Origin of the sequence: Actinotalea sp. JY-7876 (assembly GCF_014042015.1) — a bacterium.
Lineage (GTDB): Bacteria > Actinomycetota > Actinomycetes > Actinomycetales > Cellulomonadaceae > Actinotalea.
In genome coordinates, this window is record NZ_CP059493.1 from 1,004,057 (window position 1) to 1,023,757 (window position 19,701).

The window sequence follows — 19,701 nt, forward strand, 5'->3', positions numbered from 1 at the left end:
TCTCGGCCGGCTCGGCGAGCCCCGTCGCGGCCGCCGGTCCCATCGGCCGTCCGGGCGTGGCTGTGAGCGGCCGGGCCAGGGGGCCGGGTGCCAGGATGACGCGACACCCGCTCGCCGACAGGAGCCGCCATGGACTTCCCCCGCTTCGACGTCCAGGGCCAGGTCGCCCTCGTGACGGGCGCCGCCCGCGGTCTGGGCCGCGCGATCGCGCTCGCCCTCGCGCACGCGGGCGCCGACGTCGCCGTCGGCCTGCGCGACCCGGCCGCGGACGGCGGGGTCGTCGCCGAGATCGAGGCGCTCGGCCGACGCGCGCTGCCCCTGCCGATGGACGTCGCGGACCTGACGCAGGTGCGCGCCGCGGTCCGGCGGGCCGCTGACGAGCTCGGCGGCCTCGACATCCTCGTCAACAACGCGGGCATCGCGCCCGGGTCGATGGCGATCGACGTCACCGAGGACGTCTTCGACGCCACCGTGGGGCTCAACGTGCGGGGCACGTTCTTCGCGTCGCAGGAGGCGGCGCGGGTGATGCGTGAGCGCGGCGGCGGTCGCATCGTCATGGTCGGGTCGCAGGCGGGCGAGGTCGCGCTGCCGGGCGAGACGGTCTACTGCATGACCAAGGCCGCCGTCGCCCACCTCACGCGCTGCCTCGCGGTCGAGTGGGGGCAGTACGGGATCACCGTCAACAACGTCGCGCCCACGTTCATCCGCACGGACGGCACGGCGGACGCGCTGTCGGACCCGGCGTTCGAGGCCGACGTCGTCGAGCGCATCGCGGCGCTGCACCGCATCGGCGAGCCGATGGACGTCGCCGGCGCGGTGCTCTACCTGGTCTCGCCCGCGGCGTCCCTCGTGACCGGCCACACGCTGCTCGTGGACGGTGGCTGGACGGCGCGCTGACCGGGAGCCCGGTGCCCCGCCGTCCTCAGCCGGCCACCCGCTCCGGCGTCCCGGGGCGCGGCAGCGCGAGGCGGCCCAGGTCCAGGTCCACCTGTGTGCGGCCTGGTCCGACGCCGAGCAGCTGGGCGAGGCGCAGCGCGTCGAACGGGGCGTGCACCTTGACGTCGTTGTCGAAGTAGACGACGACGTCGCGCCCGTCCGCGGCCCACGCGGCGATCCGCTCGGCCCACCGGGCGAGCGAGGCGTCGTCGTACCCGCTGACGTACAGCTCCTCGCCGCCGTGCAGGCGGACGTAGACCAGGTCGCTCGTGACGTCCAGCAGGAACGGCCACTTCCCGGCGGTGTCCGCGACCACGAGGCCGATGTCGTGCCGGCGCAGCAGGTCGACGAAGTCCGGCGTCACGAACGTCGGGTGCCGCACCTCGAGCGCGTGCCGCACGGGCCGGTCGGCGTCGGTCTGCGTCAGCGCGCGGCCCTCGAGCCGCTCGTCGTGACCTGTCGCCAGCGCCGCGGCGGCCGACGTCGTCCGGGGGAGCAGGTCGAAGAAGGTAGCGAGCCGGCCGGGGTCGTAACCGAGCATCGGCGGCAGCTGCCACAGCACCGGGCCGAGCTTGTCGCCGAGCGCCAGCACCCCCGACGCGAAGAAGTTGGCCAGGGGCTGCGCGGGTTCGCGCAGCTTGATCATGTGGGTGATGAAGCGGCCGCCCTTGACCGCGAACCGGAAGTCCGGCGGCGTCGCCTCGTACCACCGGCGGTAGCTCTCGGGACGCTGGAGCGAGTAGAAGGACCCGTTGAGCTCGACGGTGCTCAGCAGGCTCGACGCGTGCGTCAGCTCGAGGCGCTGCGGGAGCCCGGGCGGGTAGAACACGCCGCGCCAGGGCGCGTACCGCCACCCCGAGATCCCGATCCGGACGTCCCCGCTCACCGGAGCCACGGTAGGCAACCGGTCCGTCCTCCGCCCGCCGACGGCGTCCGGGTCACACGCCGACGACGGCGCTGCGGCGCTCCAGGCGGACCACGTCGCGCCAGACGCCCGCGGCCGTGCGCCCGAGGCGCTCGTTCACGCCCACCGTGCGGAAGCCGTGCCGGGCGTGGAGCGCGAGGCTTGCCGCGTTCTCGGGGAAGACGCCGGCGGTGAGCGTCCAGACCCCGGCGGCCTCCGTCGAGCGCACCAGGGCGTCGAGCAGCGCGGAGCCGACGCCGCGTCCCCGGGCCGCCGCGGCGACGTACACGCTGATCTCGAGCACGCCCGCGTACACGCAGCGGCTGCTGGTGGGTGAGCACGCGGCCCACCCGAGCACGACGTGGTCGCGACCGTCGAGGGGACCCGTCGCGACGAGGCGGTGCTGCCCGACGTGCGCGGCGTCCCACGCCTCCCACGAGGGCACCGTGGTCTCGAAGGTGGCCTCGCCGGTCGCGATGCCGTCGGCGTAGACCGCCGCCACCGCGGGCCAGTCGTCGGCCGCCATGGCGCGCACCGTCGTGCGGTCGTGCGTCGCCGCCATGCGTCCTCCCGAGCCGTCCGTGCTCACCGGGCGTGGCGAGCAGCCCGCCCGCGGACGAGCATCGTGGCAGGCCCGGGGGTCCGGTGTCAGGACCGCGTCCACGTCAGTACGGTGGAGGCGACACCCCAGCCCGCAGGAGGACCCGCGTGACCACGGCACCGATCGACCCGACGACGACGAGCGCGTGGGCGGGGCTGCTCGCGCACCGCGACGCGACGACGCCCGACCTGCGCGCCTGGTTCGACGCCGACCCGGAGCGGGCGTCGCGCCTGTCGTTCGGCGTGGGCGACCTGCACGTGGACCTGTCCAAGAACCTCGTCACGGACGAGACCCTCGCCCTGCTCGTGCGGCTCGCCGAGGAGGTCGGGCTGCGCGGCCGGCTCGAGGCGATGCTCTCGGGCGAGCACATCAACGTGACCGAGGACCGCGCCGTGCTGCACACCGCGCTGCGTCGCCCGCCGGGCGCCGAGCCGCGCCTCGTGGTCGACGGGCAGGACGTCGACGCCGACGTGCAGCGCGAGCTCGACAAGGTCTTCGCCTTCGCCGACCGCGTGCGGTCCGGGCAGTGGACCGGCGTGACGGGCGAGCGCATCCGCACGGTCGTCAACATCGGCATCGGCGGCTCGGACCTCGGCCCGGTCATGGCCTACGAGGCGCTGCGCCCCTACGTCGCCGAGGGCATCGAGCTGCGGTTCGTCTCGAACATCGACCCCACCGACGTCGCGGAGACGCTCGCGGGCCTGGACCCCACGACGACGCTGTTCATCGTCGCCTCCAAGACGTTCGGCACCTTGGAGACCCTGACCAATGCGCGCCTGGCGCGGGCCTGGCTGTGGCGCGAGCTCGTCGCCGCGGGCGCGATCGACGACACCGAGGAGGCGCGCACGGGTGCCGTCGCGCAGCACTTCGTCGCGGTCTCGACCGCGCTCGAGAAGGTCGCGGCCTTCGGCATCGACCCGGCCAACGCCTTCGGGTTCTGGGACTGGGTGGGCGGCCGCTACTCGGTCGACTCGGCGATCGGCACGTCGCTGGCCGTCGCGATCGGTCCCGACGCCTTCCGCGACTTCCTCGCCGGGTTCCACGCCGTGGACGAGCACCTGCGCACGCAGCCCTTCGAGCGCAACGTCCCGGTCCTCATGGGCCTGCTCAACGTCTGGTACGTGAACTTCCTGGACGCGCACACGCACGCGGTGCTGCCCTACGCCCAGTACCTGCACCGCTTCCCGGCGTACCTGCAGCAGCTCACGATGGAGTCCAACGGCAAGAGCGTGCGGTGGGACGGCTCGCCCGTCACGACGGACACCGGTGAGGTGTTCTGGGGCGAGCCGGGCACCAACGGCCAGCACGCCTTCTACCAGCTGATCCACCAGGGCACGCGCCTGGTCCCGGCGGACTTCATCGCCGTCGCGACGCCCGCGCACCCGCTGCGCGACGCCGCCGCGGGCGACGTCGACGTCCACGAGCTGTTCCTCGCGAACTTCTTCGCCCAGACCAAGGCGCTCGCGTTCGGCAAGACGGCCGACGAGGTCCGCGCGGAGGGCACGGCGGAGGAGATCGTGCCGGCGCGCGTGTTCAGCGGGAACCGGCCCACGACGTCGATCATGGCGCCGGCGCTCACGCCGTCGGTGCTCGGCCAGCTCATCGCGCTCTACGAGCACATCACCTTCGTGCAGGGCGTCGTGTGGGGCATCGACTCGTTCGACCAGTGGGGGGTCGAGCTGGGCAAGGTCCTCGCGAACCAGATCGCGCCGGCGGTCGGTGGGGACGCCGCCGCGCTCGCGGCGCAGGACCCCTCCACCCGTGCGCTCATCGAGTACTACCAGGAGCACCGCCGGCGCTGACCGGGGCGGCGTCAGCTCTCGAGGTGGTACAGGCGCTTGTGGGGGTCCAGGACGCGGATGAGCGTCAGGGAGATCTCGGACAGCTGCGCGACCTGCTCGGGGGTGAGCGCGTCGATGACGAGGCGCCGCACCTCGGTGACGTGACCGGGGGCGCTCGCCACGACCTTGTCCCAGCCGGCGTCGGTGAGCACCGCGAGCGTGGCGCGCTTGTCGGACGGGTCGGGCTCGCGGCGGACGAAGCCGTCGCGTTCGAGCCGCGTGACGACGTGGGACAGGCGGGGGAGCGTCGCGTTGGTCGCCGAGGCGAGGTGGGACATCCGCAGCGTGCGGTCCCGGGCCTCCGACAGCATCGCGAGCAGCAGGTACTCGTAGTGCGTGAGGTCCGCGTCGCGGCGCAGCTGTGCGTCCAGCGCGCCGGGCAGCAGCTCGATCACGGCCTGGAGCCGCAGCCACGCCACGAGCTCGTCCTTGCTCAGCCAGTGCGGCTCTGCCATGGGACTCCAATGATCGGGGCGACACCACGAGGGGGATGGCGCGCGTGAACTTGTTGCTTCACCTATATCTCACCACTCCCGCTCGCGCAGGAGACGCCACGACTGCGCCCGCGCGCTGGTGTGACTAGCGTGGACCGGCGGCCGCCCGGGCCGTCGCAGGCCGAGGAGCGCACCGTGAGCGAGGAGCAGGTCGGCGCCGCCGGAGCGCCCGCACCGGGGCAGGCGCCACCCGCTGCCCCCGCGGTGCGGCCGCCGCCGGCGCCGGACAGCACGCGCATCGACCGGTGGTCGTGGGCGGTCCGGCTGTTCCGCACACGCTCCCTCGCCGCCGCCGCGTGCCGCGCGGGCCACGTGCGCGTCAACGGGGACCGGGCCAAGCCCGCGACGACCGTGCGTCCCGGCGACGAGGTGCGGGTGCGCGTCGAGGGCACCGAGCGCATCGTCGAGGTGCGCCTGGCGGTCGAGAAGCGCGTCGGCGCCGCCCTGGTGCCCCTGTGCCTCGTGGACCGCACCCCGCCGCCGCCCGCGCGGACCGAGCTCGCGGTCGCGCCGGTGCGGGACCGCGGCGCCGGGCGGCCCACCAAGCGCGAGCGCCGGGACATCGACCGACTGCGGGGCCGCTGACCGCCGACGGCGGCTCGAACGGCGGCGAGCGCTCGGCTCAGTCGGGGGCGACGCGCAGGAAGTCCTCGAGCAGCGGGCCTGCGGTGCTGGCGCCCGACTCGCCGTCCTCGACGAACACGGCGACGGCCAGGTCACCCTGGATCCCCAGCATCCAGGCGTGGTTGCGCAGGCCGTCGTCGGCCTGGAACTGCGCGGTGCCCGTCTTGGCGAGGACGTCGGCCCCCGGCACGTCCTCCAGGGCCGCGCCGCCGCCGTCGGTCACCACTGCCCGCATCAGGGCCTGGAGCGCCGCCGCCTCCTGCGGCGTCAGCGGTGACGCGTCGGCGGCCGCCGCGGGCGGCTCGGCGCCGACGAGCCACGGCGTCACGGTGCGGCCGGCGGCCACGGACGCCGCCACCGTCGCCATGGCCAGCGGCGACGTCTGGATGCGGCCCTGGCCGATGAGCGACGCGGCGTGGTCCGTGCCGGTCGCGTCGGTGGGCACCGAGCCGAGGAACGCGGGGAAGCCCAGGTCCCGCGCGCCGCCGAGCCCGAGCGACGCGGCCGCAGCGGCGAGGGCGTCGGCGGGCGCGCGGTCGCGCAGGCCGATGAACGCGGAGTTGCAGGAGTGCGCGAAGGCCGTCCGGAGGCTCACGGGCCCCAGGGCCGACGACGGGTACCCGGGGACGTTGTCGAACCGGCGGCCCTCGACGTCGATGCCGTCGCTGCACTCGACCGAGGTGTCGGGGGTGATCCCGGCGCGCAGCAGGGTCAGCGCCGTGACGACCTTGAACACCGACCCGGGCGCGTAGGTGCCGAGCGTCGCGCGGGACAGCCCGCCGTTGCCCGGACCGTTGGCGACGGCGAGGACCGCGCCCGTGGACGGGCGGATCGCCACGAGGGCGCTGGGCGCCGCGACGTCGGCCAGGACGCCGTCGGCCGCCTCCTGGAACGGGGTCGAGATCGTGGTGACGAGCGGCTCGCCGGGCACCGGCTCCCGCTGGAAGAGCACGCGCTCCTGGCCGTTGTCCGACGCGGTCGCCACCACCGACAGGCCCGGCAGGCCGCGCAGCTGCGCGTCGTACTGCCGCTGCAGGCCCGAGAGGCCGACCGTGTCGCCCGCGACGATGGCGCCGTCCGAGGCCTCGATGACCTCTGCGGTGGCGGGCCCGGCGGTGCCGAGGACCTCGCGCGCGAACCGTCGGCTCGGCGCGAGGGGCAGCTCGTCCGGCACGCTGTTGGCGCCGGCGAGGAGCCCGAACTCGTCGATCGACACGGGGGAGGAGCCGGTGCGGACGACGAGGCCCTCGACGAAGGCCTTCTCGCCGGCCGCCGCGACCCGCGCGGCGAACTCCGCGGGGTCGAGGCCGAGGAAGGCGCCCATCGCCTCCGCGGCGGCCGCGTGCTCGGCGGCGTCGAGCCGGGTCTTGTCGAAGCCCAGCCGGAGCACCTCCCGCGGCTCGACGAGGACCTCCGCGCCGCCCGCGCCGAGGACGTTCGCCCGCGCCGACGGTGCGTCGCGTCGCACCGCGAGCGTCTCCGTCTCCCGCAGGTCGGGCGCCACCACGAACGGGGACCACTCGACGAGCCACTCGCGCTCGACCAGCCGGAGGTGGGCCGTGGTGGTGTAGGTCCACGCCGCCCCCTCGACGCCGGCGGCCGGTGCGCCGCCCGTCGCGGCGTCCTCGCCGTCGGCAGTGCCCTCCGCGTCCTCGGCAGCGCCCTCCGCGTCCTCGTCCGGGTCCGCCTCGGCGGCGGCGGTGACCCCCTCGTCGAGGGACCACGTGTGCTCGAGGACCGCGGTCGCCGTGCCCGCCTCCTCGTCGACGGCGATCGTGCCCACCTCGACGACCGGCCGCACCGGCGCCATGCCCTGCGTCGCCGACGCGAGCTGTGCCGCCGCCTCCTCGCCGGCGCCGTCGGCGAAGGGCACGTCGCCGAGGTCGCCGGAGGCGAGGGCGTGCGCCAGCGCCTCCACCGCGGCATCGGGTGTGGGGTCCGCCGGCGTGCACGCGGCCAGGCCGGCGACGACCGTCACGGTCGCGGCCAGCGCGGCCGGCCACGCACGCCATCGCTCCGCGCGACCCGTGCCACGGGACCGCCCCCGACCGTGGTCCGCCCGGCCCTGCTCCACCCGACTGCCCCGTCCCACGTGCGCTCCCGCCCGCCGCCCCTCGGCTCGGCCGAACCATCCCAGACCGCGCCCACGCCGTGCTACCTCCTCCCGTGTTGTATGCACCGGGGCCGTGCCGCCCGCCCAGGACGCCCTTCCGGGCATCATGTGTATACAAGGAGGGTCTCCGGACGTACGCTGACGCCGTGCGAGCCGGTGACCGGGTGTACGCGGCCCTCCGCGAGGAGATCGTCGCGGGACGGCTGCGCGCGGGCGCCGAGCTCAGCGAGGTCGAGCAGGCCGAGCGCTGGGGCGTCTCGCGCACGCCCGTCCGGGAGGCGCTCTCGCGCCTGCGCGCGGACGGTCTCGCCGTCGTCGGTCGCGGCCGCACCCTGGTCGTGCCCGGGATCAGCGCCGACGACGTCGTGCGGCTCTTCGAGCTGCGCGAGGCGCTGGAGACGCAGGCCGCCCGCCTGGCCGCCCGGCGGTGCCGACCGGAGGTGTTCGCGGGGCTGGCGCAGCGGTTCGCCGCCACGACGCCCCCGGACCCCAGCGACCCCGAGGACCCGACCGGCCACGACTACTACGCGCTGGTCGCCGAGCTCGACGCGGCCGTCGACGAGGCCGCGGAGAGCCCCTACCTGCGCAGCGCGCTCGCGGGCCTGCGCACGCACGTCGCGCGGGTGCGCCGGCTCGCCGCCGACAACCCGGCCCGGCTGCGGCAGGCCGCCGCCGAGCACCGCCTCATCGCCGAGGCCATCGCGCAGCGCGACGAGGTGCTGGCCGTCCACGCCACGGCCGTGCACCTGCGCCTCGCCCTGACCACCGTCCTGCAGACCCTGGAGGCAGCCGCATGACCGTCCACCACGTGCGCGTCCACCCGAGCGCCGCGCGGCTCCCGCGCGAGGGGCAGCTCGCGTGGGCCTTCGCCGGTCTGGCCTCCGCCCGGGTCCCGGTGCCGGACGACGTCGCGGAGATGGTGGTCAACCGCGTCATCGACAACGCGGCCGTCGCGGTCGCCTCGCTCACCCGCGCGCCGGTCGCCGCGGCCCGCGCCCAGGCGCTCGCCCACCCCTACCGGCCGGGCGCCACCGTCGTCGGTGCGGCGCCGGACGTGCGCGTGAGCCCGGAGTGGGCCGCGTGGGCCAACGGGGTCGCCGTCCGCGAGCTCGACTACCACGACACCTATCTCGCCGCCGACTACTCGCACCCGGGCGACAACATCCCGCCGGTGCTCGCCGTCGCCCAGCACCTGGCCGAGCGTCGCGGGGTCACGGGCGCCGACGTCGTCCGCGCGATCGCGACCGGCTACGAGGTTCAGGTCGCGCTCGTGCGGGCCATCAGCCTGCACGCCCACAAGATCGACCACGTGGCCCACCTCGGCCCGTCGGCGGCGACGGCGCTGGGCTCGCTGCTCGGCCTGGACCCCGACGTCGTCTTCCACGCCGTGGGGCAGGCGCTCCACACGACCACCGCGACGCGGCAGTCGCGCAAGGGCGAGATCTCGACCTGGAAGGCGTACGCCCCGGCGCTCGCGGGCAAGCTGGCGGTCGAGGCGGTCGACCGCGCCATGCGCGGGCAGACCGCGCCCGCGCCGATCTACGAGGGCGAGGACGGCGTCGTGGCGTGGCTGCTCGACGGCCCGGACGCGGCGTACGACGTCCTGCTGCCGGACGCGGGGGAGCCGTGCCGCGCGATCCTGGAGACCTACACCAAGGAGCACTCGGCCGAGTACCAGTCCCAGGCCCTCATCGACCTCGCGCGGCGGCTGCACCGGGACCGTCCGGAGCTGGCCGATCCCGAGCGCGTGGTCGAGATCGTGCTCCACACGAGCCACCACACCCACCACGTCATCGGGTCGGGCTCGGGCGACCCGCAGAAGTACGACCCGGGCGCGACGCGCGAGACGCTCGACCACTCGATCCCGTACATCGTCGCGGTCGCGCTGCAGGACGGCCGGTGGCACCACGTCGACTCCTACGCGCCCGAGCGCGCGTCGCGCCCCGACACCGTCGCGCTGTGGCACAAGATCACCACGCGCGAGGACCCCGAGTGGACGCGGCGCTACCACTCGAGCGACCCGGCCGAGAAGGCGTTCGGCGCGCGCCTGGAGGCCGTCCTGAGCGACGGCACCCGGGTCGTGGAGGAGATCGCCGTCGCCGACGCCCACCCCCTGGGCGCGCGGCCCTTCGGCCGGGCGCAGTACCTCGCCAAGCTCCGCACGCTGGCCGACGGCGTCGTCGAGCCGGCGGAGGTCGACCGCTTCGTCGGGCTCGTCGAGCGCCTGCCCGAGCTGTCGGCGGCCGAGCTCGCCGGGCTCACGCTCACGGCGCCGCCCGAGGTCCTGGCACGCACCGCCGTCCCGGAGGGGATCTTCTGATGCTGTACTCGACGACCACGGCAGCGGCCAAGCGCGCGACCCTGCGCCGGCGCCTGGCCGACGGCGAGCTGCTGCGGTTCCCGGGGGCGTTCAACCCGCTGTCCGCGCGCCTGATCCAGGACAAGGGCATGGAGGGCGTCTACATCTCGGGCGCCGTCATCGCGGCGGACCTCGGGCTGCCGGACATCGGCCTCACCACGCTCAGCGAGGTCGCGGGCCGCAGCGCGCAGATCGCGCGGATGACCGACCTGCCGGCGCTGGTCGACGCGGACACGGGCTTCGGCGAGCCGATGAACGTCGCGCGGACGGTGCAGACGCTCGAGGACGCGGGCGTCGCCGGCCTGCACATCGAGGACCAGGTCAACCCCAAGCGCTGCGGGCACCTCGACGGCAAGCAGGTCGTCGACCTGCCCACCGCCGAGCGCCGCATCCGCGCCGCCGTGGACGCGCGCCGCGACCCCGACCTCCTGGTGATGGCCCGCACCGACGTCCGCGCCGTCGAGGGACTGGGGGCCGCCGTCGACCGGGTCAAGCGGCTCGTCGACGCGGGCGCCGACGCGGTCTTCCCCGAGGCCATGGCCGACGCGCGCGAGCTCGAGGCCGTGTGCCGCGCCGTCGACGTGCCCGTCCTGGCCAACATGACCGAGTTCGGTCGCTCGCCGCTGCTGGCCACGCGCGAGCTCGCCGACGCCGGCGTCCGCATCGTCATCTACCCCGTGTCCCTGCTGCGCCTGGCGATGGGCGCCGCGGAGCGAGGCCTCGACACGCTCGCGGCGCAGGGCACGCTCGAGCCGGTCGTCCCGCAGATGCAGACCCGGACCCGCCTGTACGAGCTGCTCGACTACGCCGGCTACGGCCGGTTCGACGAGACCGTCTTCACCTCGACCGGCCACGCGGGGTGAGACCCGCGGGCCCATGACCGCAAGGGAGCGATCATGACCCAGCCACGCAACGGCCGGCCGCACGACGGGGCCCGGCCCGGCACGCCCGCGCCCGACGCGCCCCCTGCACCCCAGGTGCACCGGGGCCTCGCGGGCGTCGTCGCCGACACGACGCAGGTCTCGGCGGTCGACCCCGCGAGCAGCTCGCTGCTGTACCGGGGCTACCCGGTCACCGAGCTCGCCGCCGCGTGCTCGGTGGAGCAGGTGGCCTGGCTCCTGTGGCACGGCGAGCTGCCGACGCCGGACGAGCTCGCCCGCCTGGAGGACGTCGAGCGCGAGAACCGGGCCCTGGCGCCGCACGTGCGCGAGGTCGTCGACGCGCTCCCGGCGAGCGCGCACCCCATGGACGTGCTGCGCACCGCCGTGAGCGTCATGGGCGCGTACGCGCCGGTCGAGGACGTGGGGGACCCGGACGCGCTGCTGGAGTCCTCCGTGGCGCTCTTCGCGGGCCTGCCCGCGGTCATCGCCTACGACCAGCGCCGCCGCCGCGGCCAGGACCTCGTCGAGCCGCGCGAGGACCTGGGCTACGCCGCGAACTTCCTGCACATGACCTTCGGCGACGTGCCCGACGACGTCGTGCTCGACGCCTTCCGGGTCTCGCTGGTGCTCTACGCCGAGCACTCGTTCAACGCCTCGACGTTCACCGCGCGCGTCATCACCTCGACCCTCGCCGACGTGCACTCCGCGGTGGTCGGCGCGATCGGGGCGCTCAAGGGCCCGCTGCACGGCGGCGCGAACGAGGCCGTCATGGCCATGCTGAGCGAGATCGGCGACGCGAGCCGGGCGCAGGCGTGGCTGGACGAGGCGCTCGCCGGGAAGCGCAAGATCATGGGCTTCGGGCACCGCGTGTACAAGAACGGCGACTCGCGGGTGCCGACCATGAAGGCCGCGCTGGACCGCCTCGTCGCGCACACCGACCGGCCCGACGTCGCGGCGCTCTACGACGCGCTCGAGCAGGCGATGGCGAGCCGCAAGGCGATCCTGCCGAACCTGGACTACCCGTCCGGCCCCGCCTACCACCTCATGGGCTTCGACACCGCGACGTTCACGCCCCTGTTCGTGGCCAGCCGCGTCCTGGGGTGGACGGCGCACGTGGGTGAGCAGCGCGCCGCCAACTCGCTCATCCGCCCGCTCAGCGCGTACACGGGCCCGGCCGAGCGGCACCTGTGACCCCGGCCGTCGCCCGCGTGGACCCCGCCCGCGGGTGGCACGATGACCTCGGGGTCCGCGACGGGCTCGCGCGAGCCGTCCGGAGGCCTGGGTGCTGGTGAACGACGACGAGGCGGCCGACGCCACGGTGGACGCGGCGCTCGTCGACCTCGCCGCGACCCGGATCCGCTCGGACCTCGCCGTCGTCGCCGCCGGGATCGGCACGTTCGACTGGGACCTCGCGACGGGCGAGCTCGCGTGGGACGCGCAGCTCCGCGAGGTGTTCGGCGTCGGGGACGGGGGCTTCGACGGCACGATCGAGGGCTTCCACCGTCGCGTGCACCCGGACGACCTCGCGCGCGTGACGGGAGCGCTCGCCGAGGCGGTCGAGCGGTGTGGTGAGTACGCGGCCGAGTACCGCGTGGTGCGCCCGAACGGCGACCTGCGGTGGGTCCAGGCGCGCGGCCGGGCGCTCGCCGGCCCGTCAGGAGCCGCCGCGCGCGTCATCGGCGCCGCGTACGACAGCACCGGCAGGCGCCAGGGCGAGGCGCGCGTGGGCCGCGTCCTGGAGTCGATGTCGACGGCCTTCTTCTCGCTCGACCGGGGCTTCCGCTTCACCTACGTCAACGCCGAGGCCGAGCGCGTGCTCGGCGCGCCGCGTGACCGGCTCCTCGGGGGCGTCCTGTGGGAGCTCTTCCCGCACGCCGTCGGCTCCGCGTTCGAGGAGCGGTACCGCGGCGCGATGGCGTCGGGCGTGCCGACGTCGTTCGAGGAGTTCTACCCGGCGCCGCTCGACCGCTGGTACGACGTGCGCGCGTGGCCCGACCCCGACGGGCTGTCGGTGTACTTCCACGACATCACGGCGCGCCGCGAGACGGAGGAGCGCCTGCGGCAGGCGATGGCGCGCAGCGCGCTCCTCGCCGACGTCGCCTCGGAGCTGGCCAGCACGCTCGACCCCGTGGAGGCGGTGGGGCGGCTGGCCCGCGTCGTGGTGCCCACGCTCGCGCAGTGGTGCATCGTCACGCTCGTGGACCGCGAGGCCAGCGGGCCCGCCTGGCGGCGCCTGCGCGACGTCGGCTCGTGGCACGAGGACCCGGAGCAGCGCGCCTCCGTCGAGCGGTACGCCGCCCTGCGGCTCGGCACCATCGACGCGTCGTCGCCCGTGGCGCGCGCGCTCGAGAGCGCGCATCCGGTGGTCGTCCGCGGTGACGCCACCGAGAAGATCACGGCGCTCCTCGGCTCGGCCGAGGCGCGGGAGGCGCTCGCGCGCCTCGCCCCCACCGACGTCGTGGTGCTGCCGCTCGTGGCCAAGGGCCGGGTCCTGGGGCTCCTGAGCCTCTACGACGTGACGGGGCGCCGCGCCGGTGACGCGTCCTCGCTCGAGGAGGACCTGCGGACCGCCACCGACGTCGCCGCCCGCGCCGGCCTGGCGCTGGACAGCGCGCGCCTGTACGCCCAGCAACGCCGCGTCGCCGAAGGGCTCCAGCGCTCGTTGCTGACCGAGCCGCCGCAGGTCGACGGGCTGCAGATCGCCGTGCGGTACCAGCCCGCCGCGCGCGCCGCCCGGGTGGGCGGCGACTGGTACGACGCGTTCCGGGTCCGTCCCGGCGTCCTCGGCCTGGTCATCGGCGACGTCGTCGGGCACGACATCGAGGCGGCGGCCGCGATGGGCCAGGCGCGCTCGCTCCTGCGCGGCATCGCGGCGACCACGGGCGGCGGTCCGGCGGACCTGCTGAGCCGGCTCGACACCGCCTTCCGGACGCTCGAGCTCGACCTCATGGCCACGGCGCTAGTCGCCGAGGTCGAGGACCACGGCGCGACGCCCGACGGCGTCGTGCTCCGCTGGTCCAGCGCCGGGCACCCCACGCCGCTGGTGGTCCTGCCCGGCGGCGAGGTGCGCGAGCTCGGGGCCGCGGACGGCGTGCGGCCCGACCTGCTGCTGGGCGTCGACCCCCTGCGCACGCGGAGCCAGCACGTCGCCGTGCTGCCGCCCGGCTCCACGCTCCTGCTGTTCACCGACGGCCTCGTCGAACGTCGCGGCGAGCGCTACGGCGTCGGTCTCGCGCGGCTCGTCACCGTGCTGCGCGAGACGGCGGCGGACGACCTCGAGGCGGTGTGCGACGCGGTCCTGGACCGCGTCCTGCCGGAGCAGCCGGGCGACGACGTCGCGCTCGCGGCGGTGAGGCTCGGCTCCTGACGACCCGCGCGCGCGCCGGTCGGTCCGCGGCGAGAGGCCGCCTCCGGTTGCGGGGCTGACGCCGGGGGAGTGGGATCGGGGCTGCACGAGGCGGGTCGGGCGCCGCCCGGCCGCCGAGGACCAGTGGTGCGGATCGAGGAGACGACATGGACGACAGCACACGGACCTGGGTCATCGTCGCGGTGGTGGTGGTCGCACTCCTGCTCGTGCTCTTCCTCGCCCTGCGCGGCCGCCGCGGCAAGGCGCAGGAGGCCAAGCGGGTGGAGGCCCACGAGCTGCGACGCAAGGCCGAGGCCGACCGCATCGAGGTGCAGCAGCGCGAGGCCGCCGCCGCCAAGGTCGACGCCGAGGCGCGCATGGCGCAGGCCGACGCGGACGTGCGCGCGGCCGAGGCGGCTCGCCTGCAGGCCGAGGCGCACCAGCGCTCCGAGCAGGTCTCGAGCGCCCGCGCCGAGGTCGACGAGCGGCTGCGCCGAGCGGACGCGCTCGACCCCGACGTGCCCGGTGACGGGCGACGCCCCACGACGGGCACGGCCACCACGGCCGCGCCGACCCCGGGCACGACGGGCGCGACCGACCCGACGCCCGCGTCGCACGGCGACCACGTGGCGCAGGACCGCCCGGTCGACGGGTCGGACGGATCCCGTCCGGGCGCCTGAGCGCGTGACGGCCGGCCGGAGCAGCGCGGGGCTGCTGCTCTACCGCCACGGCGCCGACGGCCTCGAGGTCCTGCTCGGCCACATGGGCGGTCCCTTCTGGGCGCGCAAGGAGGCCGGTGCGTGGACCGTGCCGAAGGGCGAGCCGCTCGACGGCGAGGACCCGCGGGCCACGGCGCTGCGCGAGTTCACGGAGGAGCTCGGCGTGCCGCCGCCCACCTCGCCGCTGGAGGACGTCGACCTGGGCACCGTCACGCAGCGCGCGGGCAAGACCGTGCGCGCGTGGGCGCGGTTCGCCGACCTCGACCCCGAGCGGCTGGGCCCCGCTCGGAGCACCGTCGAGCTCGAGTGGCCACCGCGCTCGGGCCGGCGGGTCACCGTCCCCGAGCTCGACCGGGTGCGGTGGTGGCCGCTCGCGCAGGCGCGCGACGTCGTCGTCGCGGCGCAGGCGGAGCTGCTCGACCGCCTCGCCGCCGCCGCGCCGCGGGCGTGAGGCTGGCGTGACGGTCGCCGGCGCGCCGGGCGCTCAGCCCAGGGCGCCCTGGAACCCCTGCGCGGGGTCGGCCGCCGCGCCGAGGTAGCGGGGCCGGTCCTCGGGTCCGGGTGTGCCGTCGCTGACGTCGCAGACGGCGACGCTGACGTTGTCGTGCGCGTCCGCCGCCACGGCGGCCTCGACCAGGGCGTCGCTCGCCTCCTCGGGACCGTCGGCGTCCGCGAGCCGACGCAGCAGCTGGGCCTCGGCGACGTAGTCCGTCAGGCCGTCGCTCGTCAGGAGCCAGCGGTCGCCCGGCCGGGCCTCGACGTGCATGAGGGACAGGCCGGCGGTGTCCTCGACGTCGCCGGAGAGCGAGCGCAGGATCACGTTGCGGTTGGGGTGGTGCTGGGCGTCGCGGGCGTCCACCAGGCCCTGGTCCACGAGCGCCTGCACCAGCGAGTCGTCGCGCGTCACGCGACGGCCTTCGCCGTCGCGCACGAGGTAGGCCCGCGAGTCGCCGATGTGGGCCACGCTCACCTCGTCGTGGGCGCAGAAGAGCCCGGTGAAGGTCGTGGCCATGCCGTTCAGCCGCGGCTCGCGGTCGGCTCGCAGCGCGAGGTCGGCGTTGGCCTGCGCGACCATCTCGCGCAGGTCCTCGAGCTCGAGCCGGGCGAGGTCCGTCGTCGCCAGCATCGCCATGAGCCGGTGCGTGACCGTCCACGAGGCGACGTCCCCGCCCGCGTGGCCCCCGACCCCGTCGGCGACGAACGCGAAGCACGGGCCACACCCGACGGAGTCCTGGTTGTCCGCGCGGTGCGGTCCGGTGATCGAGCGTGCGGCCGTCACGAGCCTGACCATGATCCCCCCGAAATCGTGGGCTGTTCCTGGCAGCCATGATCGCCGACCCGTGGCGGACGCGCGAGGGCAGGGGCGGCGCGAGCGAGGACCGGACGGCCGCGGCGCGTCCGCTCAGGGCGGACGGCGAAACCGGGCAAACCGCTCGACCCGTGTCGGAGCCCGGAGCAACACTGGCCGGACGGGACCGCCCAGCCGACCGGGAGGCAGCCATGACCGACGCGCCGACCGTCATGAGCGCGCGCGACCGCCGCGCCGTCGTGCTGCTGCTCGTCTCGACCTTCGTCGTGATCCTCAACGAGACGATCATGGGCGTCGCGCTGCCGCACCTCATGCGGGACCTCGACATCACGGCGGGCACCGCCCAGTGGGTCACCGCCGCCTTCCTGCTGACGATGGCCGTGGTCATCCCCGTCACCGGCTTCGTGATCCAGCGCGTGACGACGCGCCAGGCGTTCCTCGCCGCGATGGGCCTGTTCAGCCTGGGCACCCTGGTGTGCGCCCTGGCGCCCGGCTTCGGCGTCCTCCTCCTGGGGCGCGTCGTCCAGGCGAGCGGGACGGCGATCATGCTGCCGCTGCTCATGACCACGGTGATGACCGTGACGCCCTCGGCCTCGCGCGGCCGGACGATGGGCAACATCAGCGTGGTCATCTCGGTCGCGCCCGCGCTCGGCCCGACGATCTCCGGGCTCGTCCTGACGGTCCTGGACTGGCGATGGCTGTTCGGGCTGGTGCTGCCGATCGCCCTTGGTGCGCTGGCGCTCGGGGCCGCGCTGCTGCAGAACCTCACCGAGCCGCGCCAGGCGCGCGTCGACCTCGCCTCCGTGCTGCTGTCCGCCGTCGGCTTCGGCGGGATCGTCTACGGCCTGAGCCGGTTCGGCGAGGCCGCGGGCGACAGCGGAGCCCTCCTGGCCGCCTGGGCGCCCGTCGTCGTGGGCGCCGCGGCGCTGTCGCTGTTCGTGGCCCGCCAGGTCTGGCTCCAGCGCAGCGACGCCGCGCTGCTCGACCTGCGCACGTTCCGCTCCGGCACGTTCTCGGTCGCCGTCGGGCTCATGGCGATCAGCATGATGTCGCTCTTCGGCACGATCATCCTGCTGCCCATCTACGCGCAGGACGTCCTCGGCCTGCAGGCCCTGCAGACGGGCCTGCTCCTGCTCCCCGGCGGGCTGCTCATGGGCCTTCTCGCGCCGCTCGTCGGGCGGCTGTACGACAGGGTCGGGGCGCGGCGGCTCCTCGTGCCCGGGACCCTCGTGGTGAGCGCGGCGGCGTGGGGGTTCGCCACGCTCGGCGAGGGGAGCGCACCGTGGCGGCTCACCGCGGCGCACGTCCTGCTGAGCGGCGGCCTGGCCTTCATGTTCACGCCGCTGTCCACCGCGTCCCTCGGGTCGCTGCGGCCCCGGCTCTACGCGCACGGTAGCGCCGTGGTGGGCACGGTCCAGCAGGTCGCCGGCGCGGCCGGCACGGCCCTGTTCGTCACCGTCATGACCGCGCACGGGGCGGTCCTGGCGGCCCGGGGGGCGGACGTCGTGGCCGCCACCGCGGGCGGCGTGCACGCCGCGTTCCTCGTCGGTGGCGTCCTGACGCTGCTGGCCGTGCCCGCGGCCTTCGCCCTCCGCACGCCCGCGGGCCCGCCCGCGAGCGGGAACGAGGAGGGCGGCGCGCCCGTTGACCAGGACGACGCCGTCGGCCCGGTGCCGTCGGTGGCGCACTGACCACGGAGGGCACATGGGCGAGCCGGACACGCCGGAGGCGGGCACGCGGGAGCCGGGCACGCGGGAGGCGGGCACGGTCGCCAGCGGGGACGCGGCGACGCAGGAGGCGGCACGCGTCCCGTTGCGCTGGGAGAACCTGCGGCTGCTGTGGGACTTCGTGCGGCCGCACCGCGCCGTGGTCGCGGTCGGCATCGTGCTCGGCCTGGGGGCCACCGCGGCCGCGCTCGCGATGCCGCTCGCGGTCAAACGCGTCCTGGACACGGTGGGCACGTCGGGGTCGGTGACCGGCCCTGTCGCCCTCCTCATCGGGCTCGTGCTGCTGGGCATGCTCACGGGAGTCGCGCAGTGGGTGCTCCTGGGACGGCTCGCGGAGCACATCGTGCTGGACGCGCGGACGTCGCTCGTGCAGCGGTTCCTGCGCGGACGGCTCGGGGACGTGCAGCGACGGTCCCCGGGTGAGCTCGTCACGCGCGTCACGTCGGACACGCTCCTGCTGCGCGAGGCGGCCTCCTCCAGCGCCGTGCAGCTGGTCAACGGCACCGTCTCGCTCGTCGGCACGGTCGTGCTCATGGCCGTGCTCGACCTCCAGCTGCTGCTGACGACGCTCGTGGCGATCGTCGTGGTCGGGCTGCTCATGGCCGTCCTGCTGCCGCGCATCGGCGAGGCGCAGCGCGAGGCGCAGCGCGCGGTCGGCGAGCTCGGGTCCTCGCTCGAGGGGAGCCTGCGCGCGCTGCGGACCGTGAAGGCGAGCCGCGCCGAGGAGCGACAGGTGGACGCGGTGGTGGCCCGCGCGCGGGAGTCGGCCCGGCACAGCATCCGCGCGGTGTGGGTCTCGGCGGGTGCGTGGACGATCGCGGGCGGCGGAATCCAGCTCGCGATCATCGCGATCCTCGGGATCGGCGCCTGGCGGGTCGACCAGGGGGCGCTCGCGGTCTCGACCCTCGTCGCCTTCCTGCTCTACGCGTTCAACATCGTCGACCCGATCACGACGCTCACGCAGACCTTCACGCAGCTCCAGTCCGGGGTGGCGGCGGCGGCGCGGATCCGGGAGACGCAGGACGTCCCGGTCGAGGACGTCCACGCTGGGCGCACGCTCGCGTACGTGCGCGCCGACACGGCGCCGGACGCCCCGGTCCTCGAGCTGCGCGGCGTGCGCCTGACGTACGAGGGCGCCCGAGCGCCCGCGGTCGACGGGCTCGACCTCGTCGTCCCGCGGCGGGGCCACGTCGCGCTGGTCGGCCCGTCCGGGGCGGGCAAGACGTCGACGTTCTCGCTCGTGCTCCGGTTCGTCGAGCCCGACGAGGGCACGCTGCTCCTCGACGGCGTGCCGTTCGACGAGCTCAGCATCGACACCGTCCGCGAGCGCCTGGGCTACGTGGAGCAGGAGACCCCGCTCGTCTCGGGCACCGTGCGGGACAACGTGCTGTTCCGTCACCCGGGGGCGAGCGAGGCGGAGCTCTGGGCGGCCCTCGAGGCGGTGCGCCTGGACGCGACGGTCCGCGCCCTGCCGCAGGGCCTCGACACCCCGCTGACCGCCACCAGCCTGTCGGGGGGCGAGCGCCAGCGCGTCGCCCTCGCACGGGCCGTCGTGCGTGAGCCCGAGGTGCTGCTGCTCGACGAGGCGACCGCCCAGCTCGACGGGCTGACCGAGGCAGCGATCCAGGACGTCATCGCGCGCGTGGCGGCCCACGGCGCGGTCGTGACGATCGCCCACCGGCTCTCCACCGTCGTCGACGCCGACCGCATCGTCCTCATGGACCACGGTCGGGTGCGCGCGACCGGCACCCACGCCGAGCTCCTGGCCTCCGACGACATGTACGCGGAGCTCGTGGCCGCGTTGCGGATCTCGACCGAGTCGGCGCCCACGCCCTGAGCCCGGCGGC

At 75.5% G+C, this 19,701-nt stretch carries 17 protein-coding genes; 12 read left to right on the forward strand and 5 right to left on the reverse strand.

Annotated features, from left to right (window positions below; translation table 11 throughout):
* The first annotated feature begins 129 nt into the window (after positions 1-129).
* Positions 130-897: an SDR family NAD(P)-dependent oxidoreductase gene (locus H2O74_RS04780; protein ID WP_182113367.1), complete on the forward strand. Its 768-nt coding sequence runs from the start codon at positions 130-132 to the stop codon at positions 895-897.
* 25 nt (positions 898-922) lie between these two features.
* Here H2O74_RS04780 and H2O74_RS04785 read toward each other — a convergent pair whose 3' ends face one another.
* Together H2O74_RS04785 and H2O74_RS04790 are read right to left on the reverse strand one after the other, a co-directional pair.
* Complete coding sequence (locus H2O74_RS04785; RefSeq protein ID WP_255491785.1) at positions 923-1,822, reverse strand: DUF72 domain-containing protein; 900 nt, start codon at positions 1,820-1,822, stop codon at positions 923-925.
* Between the two features lie 52 nt (positions 1,823-1,874).
* Entirely contained in the window at positions 1,875-2,402 is a 528-nt protein-coding gene (locus H2O74_RS04790; protein WP_220458020.1) for a GNAT family N-acetyltransferase, read from the reverse strand.
* A gap of 146 nt (positions 2,403-2,548) precedes the next feature.
* Here H2O74_RS04790 and pgi point away from each other — a divergent pair, with 146 nt between their 5' ends.
* Complete coding sequence (pgi, locus tag H2O74_RS04795; RefSeq protein ID WP_182113368.1) at positions 2,549-4,243, forward strand: glucose-6-phosphate isomerase; 1,695 nt, start codon at positions 2,549-2,551, stop codon at positions 4,241-4,243.
* A gap of 11 nt (positions 4,244-4,254) precedes the next feature.
* On the opposite strand, the gene H2O74_RS04800 is transcribed toward pgi, so the two are convergent.
* Positions 4,255-4,737 carry a MarR family winged helix-turn-helix transcriptional regulator gene (locus H2O74_RS04800; RefSeq protein ID WP_182113369.1) on the reverse strand — a complete coding sequence of 161 codons (483 nt, stop codon included), beginning with the start codon at positions 4,735-4,737 and terminating at the stop codon, positions 4,255-4,257.
* 243 nt (positions 4,738-4,980) lie between these two features.
* Between H2O74_RS04800 and H2O74_RS04805 the strand changes: the two genes are divergently transcribed.
* The gene (locus H2O74_RS04805; RefSeq protein ID WP_182114058.1) at positions 4,981-5,361 is read left to right on the forward strand and encodes an RNA-binding S4 domain-containing protein; all 381 of its coding nucleotides are present in this window, start codon (positions 4,981-4,983) and stop codon (positions 5,359-5,361) included.
* A gap of 37 nt (positions 5,362-5,398) precedes the next feature.
* Here H2O74_RS04805 and H2O74_RS04810 read toward each other — a convergent pair whose 3' ends face one another.
* Positions 5,399-7,492 carry a penicillin-binding transpeptidase domain-containing protein gene (locus H2O74_RS04810; protein ID WP_255491786.1) on the reverse strand — a complete coding sequence of 698 codons (2,094 nt, stop codon included), beginning with the start codon at positions 7,490-7,492 and terminating at the stop codon, positions 5,399-5,401.
* A 167-nt stretch (positions 7,493-7,659) separates the two neighbouring features.
* Between H2O74_RS04810 and H2O74_RS04815 the strand changes: the two genes are divergently transcribed.
* The 7 genes from H2O74_RS04815 (at position 7,660) to H2O74_RS04845 (ending at position 15,269) form a co-directional block, all read left to right on the forward strand.
* On the forward strand, positions 7,660-8,310 hold the full coding sequence (locus H2O74_RS04815; protein ID WP_182113370.1) for a GntR family transcriptional regulator: 651 nt from the start codon (positions 7,660-7,662) through the stop codon (positions 8,308-8,310).
* Positions 8,307-9,833, forward strand: coding sequence for an MmgE/PrpD family protein (locus tag H2O74_RS04820; RefSeq protein WP_182113371.1), 1,527 nt, complete (start codon positions 8,307-8,309; stop codon positions 9,831-9,833). Before H2O74_RS04815 ends, H2O74_RS04820 begins: the two co-directional genes overlap by 4 nt.
* On the forward strand, positions 9,833-10,735 hold the full coding sequence (gene prpB, locus H2O74_RS04825) for a methylisocitrate lyase (RefSeq protein WP_182113372.1): 903 nt from the start codon (positions 9,833-9,835) through the stop codon (positions 10,733-10,735). Before H2O74_RS04820 ends, prpB begins: the two co-directional genes overlap by 1 nt.
* Before the next feature lie 33 nt (positions 10,736-10,768).
* Positions 10,769-11,944 carry a bifunctional 2-methylcitrate synthase/citrate synthase gene (locus H2O74_RS04830; RefSeq protein WP_182113373.1) on the forward strand — a complete coding sequence of 392 codons (1,176 nt, stop codon included), beginning with the start codon at positions 10,769-10,771 and terminating at the stop codon, positions 11,942-11,944.
* A 91-nt stretch (positions 11,945-12,035) separates the two neighbouring features.
* Positions 12,036-14,120: a SpoIIE family protein phosphatase gene (locus tag H2O74_RS04835; protein ID WP_255491787.1), complete on the forward strand. Its 2,085-nt coding sequence runs from the start codon at positions 12,036-12,038 to the stop codon at positions 14,118-14,120.
* A gap of 146 nt (positions 14,121-14,266) precedes the next feature.
* Complete coding sequence (locus H2O74_RS04840; RefSeq protein ID WP_182113374.1) at positions 14,267-14,779, forward strand: hypothetical protein; 513 nt, start codon at positions 14,267-14,269, stop codon at positions 14,777-14,779.
* 4 nt (positions 14,780-14,783) lie between these two features.
* A complete protein-coding gene (locus H2O74_RS04845) occupies positions 14,784-15,269 on the forward strand; it encodes an NUDIX domain-containing protein (protein ID WP_182113375.1) in 486 nt (161 codons plus the stop codon).
* 33 nt (positions 15,270-15,302) lie between these two features.
* On the opposite strand, the gene H2O74_RS04850 is transcribed toward H2O74_RS04845, so the two are convergent.
* Positions 15,303-16,097 carry a PP2C family serine/threonine-protein phosphatase gene (locus H2O74_RS04850; RefSeq protein WP_182113376.1) on the reverse strand — a complete coding sequence of 265 codons (795 nt, stop codon included), beginning with the start codon at positions 16,095-16,097 and terminating at the stop codon, positions 15,303-15,305.
* Positions 16,098-16,318: 221 nt separating this feature from the next.
* On the opposite strand from H2O74_RS04850, the gene H2O74_RS04855 reads away from it, so the two are divergent.
* On the forward strand, positions 16,319-17,818 hold the full coding sequence (locus H2O74_RS04855; protein WP_255491788.1) for an MDR family MFS transporter: 1,500 nt from the start codon (positions 16,319-16,321) through the stop codon (positions 17,816-17,818).
* Positions 17,819-17,831: 13 nt separating this feature from the next.
* Positions 17,832-19,691 (forward strand): ABC transporter ATP-binding protein, encoded by a 1,860-nt coding sequence (locus tag H2O74_RS04860; protein ID WP_182113378.1) that lies wholly within the window; start codon positions 17,832-17,834, stop codon positions 19,689-19,691.
* The last annotated feature ends 10 nt before the right edge of the window (positions 19,692-19,701 follow it).